Here is an 11,943-nt window from a genome sequence, read left to right on the forward strand (position 1 = left end):
GGGTTTGGAATTGGGCGTTAGGCATGTGGAACTTTGCTTATAAAGAAGGACTAAAACTTTCAACTAACAAGCTCAAAAAATTCTACACCAATCACGTTAAGCCTCAATATCCGTGGCAATCCACTCTAAGCTCAAGGGTGTATCAGTTCGCCTTGATGTACTTAGGGGAAGCGTTCAAACGATTTTTTCAAGGTACGTCTAAACATCCTAAGTTCAAGAAAAAAGGTAGAAATGATAGCTTTACTCTTGATAACTGCGGCCGGATAATGGAGTTTTCAGGAACTCGATTAAAACTTCCCTTTATTGGATGGGTAAGTACATACGAACCTTTACCAGAAATCCAGACTAAGAGAGTAACAATCACTCGAGTAGCTGATTCTTGGTATCTGTCTGTAGCCTACGAGTTTGAACCTGAACAAACCGTAAAATCTAGAGAATATCTGGGTGTTGATGTTGGGGTTAAAGTTCTTGCCACTTGTTCAGATGGAACGGTTTTTGAAAACCCAAGAGCTTATAAAAAAGCTAAGAAAAAATTAGCTCGACTTCAACGAGAATTATCTAGAAGAAAGATAGGTTCTAAAAACAGATATAAAACTCAACTGAAGCTAGCAAAAGCTCATCAAAGGGTCGCTAACATCCGGAAAGATGCAATCCATAAACTAACCTCCTGGCTAGGCAAGAACCACGCAGTCATTGGGTTAGAAGATTTGAATGTTTCCGGCCTGTTGAAAAACCACAAGCTGGCGGGTGCAATCGCTGATTCTGCATTCTATGAGATTCGTCGTCAACTCGAATATAAATCCGAGTGGTACAGTTCAGAATTAGTGTTTGCAGATAGGTTCTATCCATCAACTAAAACCTGTTCAAGCTGTGGCCATGTTCAACAAATGCCACTCAAAGAACGAGTGTTTGACTGTGAGGCTTGCGATTACATCGCTGATCGTGATCTGAACGCAAGCCTCAATTTAGAACATTTAGCCGAGGGCTTCTCGGTGATCGCCTGTGTTAGTAAGTAGTGCCGACACCTTACGCAACCCAGTTATCTGGAGGAAGCAGGAAGTGAACGTCATGACGACGCTTTATGTCGTTTTGTGTCAGTTTTACAAAGCAGTATATATTCCTATTTACCGAGAGATTCACTACTATAGTTATGGCGCTGGAACTGCTGATTCAAACTACCTCAGCAACCCATCAAAGTTTTGATTACGACCTAGCCATTGTCGGGGGTGGCATTACTGGTTCTACCCTGGCCTGTGCGTTGAAACATTCTGGGTTGAGCGTATTACTCATAGAAGCCAAACCCAAGTCAGTGGCAGTTGCCAGGGTACAAGCCTATGCTTTGTCTATCCTCTCAGGGCGTATTTTCGCAGGTATTGGGGTTTGGGATAAAATCCTGCCACAGATTAGCACATTTCGGCAGATCAGGCTTTCCGATGCTAACCATTCCGGTGTGGTGCATTTTTCCCCTTCAGATTTAGGTACCAACGCCCTAGGGTATGTGGGAGAACACCGTCCGGTGCTAACGTCGTTGCAAGAATTTTTGACAGATTGCCCCAATGTTGACTGGCTGTGTCCAGCAGAAGTAGTGGATGTAGACTATCAGGAGTCTGGGGTCGAGATTACTGTCAAGGAGGGTGATACTCAGCATCGAATCAGGACAAGGCTCGTGGTGGCGGCGGATGGAGCGCGATCGCAAATTCGGACTAGGGCTAGGATTACGACTCGTGGCTGGAAATACTGGCAATCTTGTGTGACTGCCCGGATTAAAACCGAAAAGCCCCACAATAATACGGCTTTTGAACGCTTCTGGCCTAGTGGTCCGATGGGGGTGCTGCCCTTGTCAGAGAATCGCTGCCAGGTGGTGTGGACAGCACCCCATGCTGAAGCCAAAGCGTTACAAGCACTAGACGAAGATCAGTTTCTCGCTAAGCTGGAATACTACACTGGTGGTCTTTTGGGTCGCTTGGAGTTGGAATGCGATCGCTATTTGTTTCCAGTGCAATTGATGCAGAGCGATCGCTACATTCAGTCACGATTAGCACTGATTGGTGATGCTGCCCATTGCTGCCATCCTGTGGGTGGTCAAGGACTAAACCTTGGGATTCGCGATGCTGCTGCCCTTGCCCAAGTTTTGACTGAGGCACACCAAGCAGGGGAAGATATTGGAGCTATAGAAGTTCTTAAGCGCTATGAAAACTGGCGCAAGCAAGAGAATCTGGTCATATTAGGGTTTACCGATACCCTAGATCGGATGTTTTCCAACAACTGGTTACCAATAGTGGGGATACGCCGTCTCGGGTTATGGATGCTGCGCCGGATTCGTCCAGTGAAGATTTATGCCTTGAAGTTGATGACTGGTTTGAGAGGAAATATTCCTCAAGTTGCTCAACACTAGAGCAGTGGCTCTCTTGCTTAATTACTCCTAGACAGCGCTGCGATCAGAATTCTGGTTAAGGGTTCTAAATCCGTTGGTACGCGGTAGAGAGTCAATGTTTGGGTGATTAATTTGTCTTGACGGTGCAGAATACCAAACTGCCAGATTGTCCCGGTTGAAACAGCTCCAAATAGCTGTGGCTGTTGGTCAACCGATGGGCATTTCTCCCACTGATCGAGGGCGATCAGTTCCACTGCCATCTGAGTAAAACCATTGGTAAGATCCTCTTGCTTTGCCTCAACCACTAACAGATTAGTCGTTGTCCTGAGCAAGTAGTCCAACGCGCCTTGAAGTTGATTGCTTACCTTGATGAAATACTCAATCCGCAACTGCGCCCGTGTGTAGTGAATTAAATCTGCCATCACAGGTGCAATTAACATCTCCCGCCGGGATTGTTCGTTGCTCAGATCCAGGTAAGGTAAGATTTCTTCGAGGCGTGATTGGCGCTCCTGCAATCGATCTAACTCACCCTGATATTGCCGCAAATCTAATAAGCTACGTTCTAGTGAATAGCCATATTCTGCCAAGATTTCATCCGTGGGAGTTTTGAGTTTGGCTATTTCACTGAAGCTATAAGAACGGTTGGGGTCGAGCAGAGGCATAGGATCGAAACCAGAAATCAGCGATTAAGGGAAAATATTCCTCAAGTTGCTCAACAATAGAGCATCGGTTAAGTGATTAGAAAACTTCTTTCTACTTTGGCTTGCCTCGTGAAGCCAGTCAGACCTCGACAAAAATATGTACTTTCCTATAGCTTTGTCGAGGATTTAGTTTTTGTGTGTTAACTCACTCCATATTTTAAGCCATAAACGTCTCGATCCGGAACGAGTTTATGGCTAATTTATCATAATAAACTTTGGTTTTAACACGGATGCCAGACTTTTTTGATTAATGGTTAGAGAATATTTAAAACATCCTTGTAGACATTAATTACCCACTACACCCCATCATTTCATTCCCCCATCTCCCCATCACCCCATACCCCATCACCAGTCGATATCTGTTATGGTATTGGTTTCAAAACCATTGATTGTAATTACCTAGACAGAGAAAAACATGGAAATTCGAGGAACCGATACACCACGGTTAGACTGGACTGGCGATGCTCTAGCGATTGGGTTATTTGAGGATGCTGTAGACCTGACTGGTGATTTAGCCGAGTTGGATCAGAAACTGGCTGGTACGATTACAGAATTGATCGAGGAAACAGAATTTAAGGGTAGCGCTAATAGTTCTGCTGTCACCCGTGTGGGATCCGGTAGCCCAATCCGTAAAATTATCCTGGTAGGATTGGGTAAACCAGATGACCTGAGCTTAGACACACTGCGCCGTGGCAGTGCCACAATTGCTAGGACTGCGAAACAGCAGAAGATTAAAACTCTTGGAATTAGCCTACCGGTGGTTAATGATGACCCCACAGCAACGGCACAAGTTATCACTGAGGGGATCATCCTGGCACTACACCAAGACAATCGCTTTAAGTCAGAATCCGAGGATAAGGGCGCAAAGCTGGAACAGATTGATTTACTGGGATTGGCTGGGCAAGAAGCAGGGATTGATAAGGCTCAGAAAATCTGTGAAGGAGTAATTTTGGCACGAGAGTTGGTGGCAGCACCAGCTAATGAGGTGACACCAATTAGTTTGGCTCAGACAGCAGAGGAGCTGGCCTCAGAGTATGGTTTTTCCCTGGAAATCTTGGACAGGGAAGCCTGTGAAGAACTGGGAATGGGTGCTTTCCTAGGGGTTGCCAAAGCTTCAGATCTGCCCCCCAAGTTTATTCATATGACCTATAAACCTGATGGCACTCCAAAACGCAAATTAGCAATTGTGGGTAAAGGCTTAACCTTTGACTCCGGTGGCTTGAATATTAAAGGTGCTGGTAGTGGCATCGAGACTATGAAAATCGATATGGGGGGTGCGGCGGCTACCTTGGGCACTGCTAAGGCAATTGGCCAGTTGAAGCCGGATGTCGAGGTTCACTTTATCAGTGCGGCGACGGAGAATATGATTAGTGGTCATGCCATGCACCCAGGGGATATTCTTACTGCTTCTAATGGTAAGACGATTGAAGTCAATAATACCGATGCTGAAGGAAGACTGACCCTAGCAGATGCTTTAGTGTTTGCGGAAAAATTAGAGGTGGATGCGATCGCAGATTTAGCGACCTTGACTGGTGCCTGTGTTGTAGCATTGGGAAATGATATTGCTGGTTTATGGACAACCGATGAAACCATAGCGCAACAGTTTAAAGAGGCAGCAGAAGCCGCTGGTGAAAAACTCTGGCAGATGCCCATGGAACAGAAGTACTTTGAGGGATTAAAATCTCAAATTGCTGATTTCAAAAATACTGGGCCCCGTGCAGGTGGTTCGATTACGGCAGCGTTGTTCTTGAAGCAATTTGTTAAGGAAACGCCTTGGGTACATATCGATATTGCTGGAACAGTTTGGAGTGAAAAAGAAAATGGTTGTAATAATTCTGGTGCAACTGGCTTTCCAGTTCGTACTCTGGTCAATTGGGTATTGAGTGAGACTTAGGGTAATCGGTAGAATGTAGAATGCAGAATGTAGAATGCAGAATGTAGAATGTAGAATGTAGAATGCAGAATGCAAAAGGGATAATTCTAAATTCTAAATTCTAAATTCTAAATTCTAAATTCTAAAATTAGGTAATAGGTAATCAGTAATCGGTAACTAACCCAACTATACTTAAGATCATTACTTAATATCATTAACCCTCTAGTAAGGCACGGCGGAAATAAAGATACCTTTCAAAGCGATGCAGCGCGGTCTTGGGGGTTTCCCCCATGAGCGACTGCATCAAGAGAAATAGCAAAAAACTTATCTAATAAGTATGCAATAATTTTGAATTATAACTTCCGCCCAGCATTACTAGCTATAGGTTTTCAAGGAAAGCAATTGGCTGAGCCAGATAATTTTGGTATTGTATGGAACAGGGAATAGAAAAAAACTCCTGTGTCCCTCATAAGTATGGAAAGCGCTATACATCGAAGGAACTCAAGTGTTAGCAATTGATCAGCGCTTTTCACATAAACAAACTGGAATCAACTTGGAAAAAAATCCCCAAAACTTTTGCTTGATATTTGCTAATTTTCCCCTTGCCATTGACAATGTCATCAACAGTTTTTTGGGATCCAATAATTCCCACTAAATCCCCTGGTTCTATGTCTTTTTGCTCCATCAAAAAAAGTAACATAGACTGAGGATGAGATCTAATCCCTGGTGAATAATAGTCTTGCTCAAATTTTTCAATTAATGTAATCAACAATTCATACATTTCATCTTCTTCTGGTGTTCTTTTAGATCGGTGCATCAACTCTTCTACAAAAGCTAAAGCTTTTTCATTATCTTCTTCTGTTTGAATCATTTTAGGTTGATATTTAACTAACAATTTTTTGTATTGCTTTCGATTAAAAGTAAGGGTCATTCTTCCAGTTATCATAGTTGTATTCTGCGTGATTCAGAATATACTTGATGTAAATTAAATGCTTTTCATAATCTATACTTACGATTAAGCGGTACTTATTTCCCTTAATATTAAAAACTGTAAAATTTCCTACTGCTTCAGCTTTCCTAAAAACCGATTGTACCTCAACTAAGTTAGACCAAGTAGCCTGATTGGCAATCTTATACCAGTTATCGAGAGCATCATGGCAATCAGCGTGTTTTTCACTAAATTCCCGCAAACGTCGATAGCTGATCACATGCATTTGATATCCTCTTTGGTACCCTGCATCTATACACAACTATTACTCCCTGTCTTGATGCAGTCGCTCATGGCGCATGGGTCTGTGTGCGGAACTTGCTTCCGCACCTGTCTTGATGCAGTCGCTCATGGGGGAAACCCCCAAGACCGCGCTGCATCGCTGTAAGCCCCGTGGAAACCCCCTTTGGCGGCGCTGCATCGCTTTATTTTGAAACCAAAGGGAATAGAGCTATGCCAAGTTATGTTAACTAGCCCAATCAACTTTTGCTTAAGCATCGGATTGCCTTGAATGGGACTGGTCTTGAACTGGGGGAATAAAATGATTGATAATGCCCAAATTTCTTAAACTTGGGAAATCCATATCCTCTTGTCTTAAATGCTTCTATAGTTTTCTGCAGTTGTTTAATCACATCCTGAGTTATCTGAGAGTGAAATGTTTTTTGGGGCTTCAAGCTCGAAGACAGATAAAATTATTTTTCTTAAGGGCACAGTAGTTCTTACTTTGAATACCAACCAATGATCAGGATATCACATTGACACTCCCCGGTCTAAAGGCGCGGGGATTCTTGCTTCATAGACTCGGCTTGCTCAACCTGGTCGGAACCAAGAAGAGTAGAGGCCAAATCTCCGCAAGCGAACGGATCCAAGATCCAGGTTCCGACATGCCCTGCCGTACCCAAGGCTCGTTTGAGGATATTGATCGCGGCATTGTGGTCTCTGTCTAATTGGCACCCACATTTACAGATATGGGTGCGAGTTGACAGGGACTTCTTTACTTCCTCGCCACACTGGGAACAGTTCTGGCTTGTATAGGAGGGGTTTACTGCAACGGTTACCCTGCCAAACTTCTTGCCAAAATGCTCCAGCCATTTCCTAAACTGATACCAACCTGCGTCATTAATAGACTTAGCAAGACAATGGTTTTTGACTAGATTTTTTACTCTTAGGTCTTCGTAGGCGACCAGGTCGTTAGACCGGATTACGCAACGTGCCAGTCTCTTGGCATGTTCTTCACGTTGCCTACTTATCCTAAGATGTGTCCTGCCTAATCTATTGATAGCTTTCTTACGGTTGGCTGAGCCTTTCTTTTTCCGGGAAACTCGGCGCTGGTAAAACTTTAAGCGCTTTTCTCCCGTTCTGTAAAATCTGGGGTTAGGTTCACTATCCCCTCTAGAATCAGTATAAAAATATTTTAGGCCAACATCTAAGCCAATGGTGGCGTCAGCAGGTTCCAACTGTTCATTGATATCAACTGAAACACAGAACTCCACATAATAGCCATCAGCCCGACGAACAATCCGAACCCTCTTAATTTGCTTTTTATCAAAGCGCCATAAGTCCCATGTACCTTTGAGTTTGAGCTTTCCGATTCCCTTTTTGTCACTAAACGTGATTGACTTTTTGTCAGGGGATAGTTTCCAACCAGACTGCTTATACTCAACTGAGCGACAGTGCTTCTGAAATTTTGGGAAACCTTTTTTGCCAGGTACTTTTTTCTTGCAGTTGTCGTAAAAACGAGCGATTGATGACCATGCTCTTTCAGCCGCAGCTTGCCTAGCGGTTGAATTCAAGTCATTAGCAAAAGGGAAGTTCTTAGCTAAGGTCTTACAATATTTGTTTAAATCATATTTCGTTAACCCTTTACTATCCATCCACAGTCGAAGGCAGCTATTCCTGACAAATTTTACGGTTCTAATAGCCTCATCAATGCCTTTATACTGTTTTTTATTCCCGTATGCCTTGAACTCAAGTATGATCATCAGAACTCGACCTCTTCTGTTACACTATTATGCTAACACGCCCAGCACAAAATGACTACCTACACTCAAAAATGCGGCTTAAGCCCGTATAAACTTTCATCCCCGCTCGCTTTGTGGCGGGGTTTTCAGTTGTTAAAAATCTAATAAGGGCGTTTGGATCTCGGTTGTTAACACCAGTATTGCAGGAAAAGGCATGCATGCAAGAGGCAAGTGCCTTCGCGAAGCGTGACATGCACGGGCTTTGCCCGACGCTGCGCGAACGGTCAATCGCATTTTGGGGAGTCTGTAGGGTGGGCATTGGCTGGGCAAATCCCAAACCACTTCCAACGAAGTCTGGTCACCAATGCCCACCAACCAAGATTGTTGATTCTGTTTGAGCCATCTCAGCCAAATTGGGGAGGGTGGATCTCATTAAAGCTGTTTAACCGGGTGGTGCGTTACGGGGCGGATGCTGTTGGCGAAACATTTCTTAACAGGCTGAAAGCCTTGATATTCCGTTTAATGATCGAAAAACATTTTATAGTTTTGTATCCTAATCAACATAGTTTTGTAACCTAATCAACGGCAGAATCAGTGTTTTGGATGTTAACTTATATTTCGCCAGCAGCGTCTGGGGCTCCGGGGCTGGCTGTCTCAACGCTGACGACGAGGCTGAAAATGACGGCGAGCCCGTCCCTAACACACCCTACGCGGCCTACACAACATTTTAAAATATGAGATGCACCCTTCAAATCTCTGGGTTTTAGGGACTGAGGCCGTGGGCCACGCGGGGCGCGTTCGGAGCAGGCAAGACGCAAGAGGCACAAGGGAAAAAGTACTGTGTACCTCATAGCTATGGGAAAAGCTATATACCGATTTCAGCTTTTGACTTATAAGGAGAAACGGGGTGTTAAGGGTCTTGGTGGATAAGTCTTGTTGGGATATCAACCTGGTATTGAAAGTTTTCTGCATAACTTTTGATGGTTAGCTGGATAAATCTATAGATACTTGAAAATCAGCTATCAGCACTCAGCATCCAGCAGGTAGTGCATTAGCTTAATATAGCAATTATCTATGTTATGAGGTACAAATTATCCAAATAACTCCCTCTTGATAAGGGTAATTTAGGGGGATAACCGTACCTCATAAATCCTATAAACGCTATCATACTTACTGTGGGTTAATACATTTGTCAAAAGTCAAGGAGGATATTAACTATGTCAGCAGAGGGAATGATGTATTACTTAGATGAAATGTCTTACAGGCAATCTGTAAAGAACAGAGTAAATTATGGTAAATTTCCAGAAATTATAAACTATTGTGACTATGATTATACTACTAAATCACTTGACGAAATAAAAAAAGAATTAGAACAAATCGAAAACGCAAAAAAAATAGTGACCAAATTATTATTTGGAGGTATTGGTAGCTGGTATGGAGGTCCGATTGGTGGGGCAGTAGGAGCTACTTTATCCGATTTAATTTTTGAAAAAAATCATGACCGTTTAATTGAGAGATATAGCATCAAATTCTGTGTTTACACTACATGTAATGTAGTCACACTAGGCTTGGGACAAAAATACGGTCAGGAAGTTGGAAATATGGCTGATAAAATTCTTGATACAATTTTTATAAATAAAGATTTTACAACTGATTTGGCCGATTTACTTGAAAACCAAATATTTTATAAACTTAGTGATTACGAAGTAAGTTTTGTTAAAAATAACTTACAAAGTGTAGATAAACTTCTTCGAGAAGATGGAGAAATTGAAAAAATAATTGGAGAACAAATCATCAAGAGGGCTACTGAACAAACAAGAAAAGATAATAGAAAAACTAGAGTCTTTAATGAAGGGTAACTCGTATGTTATAGAATTAACAACAGCTTGAACATAGAGATTTATTGTACACTATTATCATTTATTTATCACTAGTTAATCAAGTAATCACGTCCTGAGTGAGCTAAGAGTGAAAGGCTTTTTAGGGAGTCTGTAGTCTGTAGGGTGGGCATTGCTGGGCAACTCCCAAACCACTTCCAACTAAGCCTGGCTCCTAATGCCCACCAACCAAGGTTGTTGATTCCCAACTGTTTTAGGCATCTCAGGCAAATCCGGGACTTATCACCATCAGCTAACCGTAAGTGATAGGTTAAAACAGAAGCCATCATTATCCCGATTGACACTTGAAACCCCACTCTAGTTACTGGCAACTGCGACCTTACCTTCGTTCCCAACGCTTAACTCTGGCTCAGACATTGGTTTGTACATTAGTATTCACTGTCTGCTGGCCCCTACTCCTTTGGCTATCTGAGCCCTTTTTTGATGTGGTCGGACAGGGAAAACTGGTCAGGAGTCTTCAGCTAGCTGGGTTAGCTGCTGTTGTGTTTCTGACCCAGAAAATAGCGCAGTACTGTTTATATACTCTATCAGCAAAAGCTTCACTACAGATTGCCCTTCATTTACGCGAAAACGTTTTTAACCATTTGCAGCGCCTCAGTATTGGTTACTTTGAAGCTGCTAGAACTGGTGACCTTACCTACCGACTCACGGAAGATCTTGATCGGATTGGGGAGGTGATTTACAAAATTGTTCGTGATTTTATTCCTTGTGTCTTGCAACTGATTGTAGTATTAACTGCTGTCATCTATATTAATCCAGAACTCACCCTAGCCATAGTAATTATTGCACCATTGATGGGGTTGTTGATTGGTTGGTTTGGGGAACAGATCCGGAAATTCTCCCATCGCAGCCAAAATCGGATATCGGATTTGTCCGCAATGCTGACGGAAGTGTTTAGCGGGATTCGATTAATCCAAGCTTTTGCTGCAGAAGACTATACCCTGGAAAAATTTAGTCAAGAAGCGGAAAACAACCGCAAAGCCAAGTATGCTGCTGAACGCCTCAGAGCAATTCAGTTTCCAATAGTCGGTTTTCTCGAAGCGTTGTGCTTCTTGTTACTACTATTGTTGGGAGCATGGCAAATTGCTGAGGGTAACCTTACCGCTTCCAAGTTTGTCAGTTACGGTATTGGTGTTGCCATGTTGATTGATCCGATCAATATCTTAACCCAAAACTATAATGAGTTCAAACAGGGAGAAGCATCGATAGACCGCATCTTTGAACTATTTGCCCTTGAGCCAACGGTAATCGAAAAGCCAAGCGCTATAGTTTTCCCCCCAGCGACGGGTAGGGTGGAATACTGTAATGTCAGCTTTGCTTATCAACCTGGTGAGCCTGTACTGAGAAATTTGAATTTAGAAATTGCTCCGGGAGATGCGATCGCATTAGTCGGCGCTTCGGGTGCTGGTAAAACTACTTTGGTTAATCTCCTACCCCGCTTCTATGACCCGCAATCTGGAGAAATCCTGATTGATGGAATCAATATCCAAGATATTACCCTCAATAGTCTACGGCGTCAGATCGGGATTGTTCCCCAGGATACCACTCTCTTCTCAGGTACTATTGCTCAGAATATTGCCTTTGGTCAGTTAAAACCTGACTTTAAAGCTGTTCAGGAAGCGGCTAAGATTGCCAATGCTCACCAGTTCATTATTAAACTATCCCAAGGATATCACACTTGGGTAGGGGAGAGGGGAATTAATTTATCGGGAGGGCAACGACAACGGATTGCGATCGCACGAGCGGTACTGCTCGATCCTAGAATCTTGATTCTCGATGAAGCCACTTCCGCTTTAGACTCAGAATCAGAAGCCTTAGTACAAGAAGCCTTAGAACGGATTATGGAAGACCGCACTGTTTTTATTATTGCTCACCGATTAGCAACAGTGCGCCGTGCTGACCGGATTCTGGTAGTAGAACAAGGACGAATTGTTGAATCGGGTAACCATGAAGGATTGTTAGAAAAAGGTGGTCGTTATGCTCGGTTTTATGCTCAGCAATTTAATTGATCTAGTAAATATAATCGGGAATCGGGAATCGGGAATCGGGAATCGGGAATCGGGAATCGGGAATCGGGAATCGGGAATCGGGAATCGGGAATCGGGAATCGGGAATCGGGAATCGGGAATCGGGAATCGGGAATCGGGA

General features: G+C 43.2%; 11 protein-coding genes. 6 read left to right on the forward strand and 5 right to left on the reverse strand.

The genetic code is table 11. The annotated features are described in order from the left end of the window. Both F6J99_RS32645 and F6J99_RS32650 read left to right on the forward strand, forming a co-directional pair. On the forward strand, positions 1-1,016 hold a 1,016-nt coding region (locus tag F6J99_RS32645; RefSeq protein ID WP_293119254.1), incomplete at its 5' end, for an RNA-guided endonuclease TnpB family protein. A gap of 134 nt (positions 1,017-1,150) precedes the next feature. After that, a complete protein-coding gene (locus F6J99_RS32650) occupies positions 1,151-2,395 on the forward strand; it encodes an FAD-dependent hydroxylase (RefSeq protein WP_293119256.1) in 1,245 nt (414 codons plus the stop codon). Positions 2,396-2,412: 17 nt separating this feature from the next. On the opposite strand, the gene F6J99_RS32655 is transcribed toward F6J99_RS32650, so the two are convergent. Next, positions 2,413-3,036, reverse strand: a complete 624-nt coding sequence (locus tag F6J99_RS32655; protein WP_293119258.1) for a hypothetical protein — start codon at positions 3,034-3,036, stop codon at positions 2,413-2,415. Between the two features lie 454 nt (positions 3,037-3,490). Here F6J99_RS32655 and F6J99_RS32660 point away from each other — a divergent pair, with 454 nt between their 5' ends. Then, complete coding sequence (locus tag F6J99_RS32660; protein WP_293119260.1) at positions 3,491-4,969, forward strand: leucyl aminopeptidase; 1,479 nt, start codon at positions 3,491-3,493, stop codon at positions 4,967-4,969. Between the two features lie 508 nt (positions 4,970-5,477). Here the strand turns inward: F6J99_RS32660 and F6J99_RS32665 are convergent. From F6J99_RS32665 to F6J99_RS32675, 3 genes are all read right to left on the reverse strand, one after another. After that, entirely contained in the window at positions 5,478-5,879 is a 402-nt protein-coding gene (locus F6J99_RS32665) for a transcriptional regulator (protein WP_293119262.1), read from the reverse strand. Beyond that, a complete protein-coding gene (locus F6J99_RS32670) occupies positions 5,863-6,162 on the reverse strand; it encodes a type II toxin-antitoxin system HigB family toxin (protein WP_070395270.1) in 300 nt (99 codons plus the stop codon). The genes F6J99_RS32665 and F6J99_RS32670 overlap by 17 nt, the downstream gene beginning before the upstream one ends. A 544-nt stretch (positions 6,163-6,706) precedes the next feature. Then, entirely contained in the window at positions 6,707-7,918 is a 1,212-nt protein-coding gene (locus F6J99_RS32675; RefSeq protein ID WP_293119264.1) for a transposase, read from the reverse strand. 210 nt (positions 7,919-8,128) lie between these two features. On the opposite strand from F6J99_RS32675, the gene F6J99_RS32680 reads away from it, so the two are divergent. Beyond that, a complete protein-coding gene (locus F6J99_RS32680) occupies positions 8,129-8,476 on the forward strand; it encodes a hypothetical protein (protein WP_293119266.1) in 348 nt (115 codons plus the stop codon). Between the two features lie 638 nt (positions 8,477-9,114). Next, the gene (locus F6J99_RS32685) at positions 9,115-9,756 is read left to right on the forward strand and encodes a hypothetical protein (protein ID WP_293119268.1); all 642 of its coding nucleotides are present in this window, start codon (positions 9,115-9,117) and stop codon (positions 9,754-9,756) included. Positions 9,757-9,827: 71 nt separating this feature from the next. Here the strand turns inward: F6J99_RS32685 and F6J99_RS32690 are convergent, their stop codons facing one another. After that, positions 9,828-10,091 (reverse strand): hypothetical protein, encoded by a 264-nt coding sequence (locus tag F6J99_RS32690; protein ID WP_293119270.1) that lies wholly within the window; start codon positions 10,089-10,091, stop codon positions 9,828-9,830. Between F6J99_RS32690 and F6J99_RS32695 the strand changes: the two genes are divergently transcribed. Then, complete coding sequence (locus tag F6J99_RS32695) at positions 10,080-11,804, forward strand: ABC transporter ATP-binding protein (RefSeq protein ID WP_293119272.1); 1,725 nt, start codon at positions 10,080-10,082, stop codon at positions 11,802-11,804. The genes F6J99_RS32690 and F6J99_RS32695 overlap by 12 nt on opposite strands. The last annotated feature ends 139 nt before the right edge of the window (positions 11,805-11,943 follow it).

The organism is Moorena sp. SIO4G3, assembly GCF_010692305.1.
GTDB classification, from domain to species: domain Bacteria; phylum Cyanobacteriota; class Cyanobacteriia; order Cyanobacteriales; family Coleofasciculaceae; genus Moorena; species Moorena producens_A.

Excerpts from the sequence above, each read along its gene's own strand:
- F6J99_RS32650 (WP_293119256.1), top strand. The coding sequence starts at position 1,151 with ATGGCGCTGGAACTGCTGATTCAAACTACCTCAGCAACCCATCAAAGT.
- F6J99_RS32655 (WP_293119258.1), bottom strand. The coding sequence starts at position 3,036 with ATGCCTCTGCTCGACCCCAACCGTTCTTATAGCTTCAGTGAAATAGCC.
- F6J99_RS32660 (WP_293119260.1), top strand. The coding sequence starts at position 3,491 with ATGGAAATTCGAGGAACCGATACACCACGGTTAGACTGGACTGGCGAT.
- F6J99_RS32665 (WP_293119262.1), bottom strand. The coding sequence starts at position 5,879 with ATGACCCTTACTTTTAATCGAAAGCAATACAAAAAATTGTTAGTTAAA.
- F6J99_RS32670 (WP_070395270.1), bottom strand. The coding sequence starts at position 6,162 with ATGCATGTGATCAGCTATCGACGTTTGCGGGAATTTAGTGAAAAACAC.
- F6J99_RS32675 (WP_293119264.1), bottom strand. The coding sequence starts at position 7,918 with ATGATCATACTTGAGTTCAAGGCATACGGGAATAAAAAACAGTATAAA.
- F6J99_RS32685 (WP_293119268.1), top strand. The coding sequence starts at position 9,115 with ATGTCAGCAGAGGGAATGATGTATTACTTAGATGAAATGTCTTACAGG.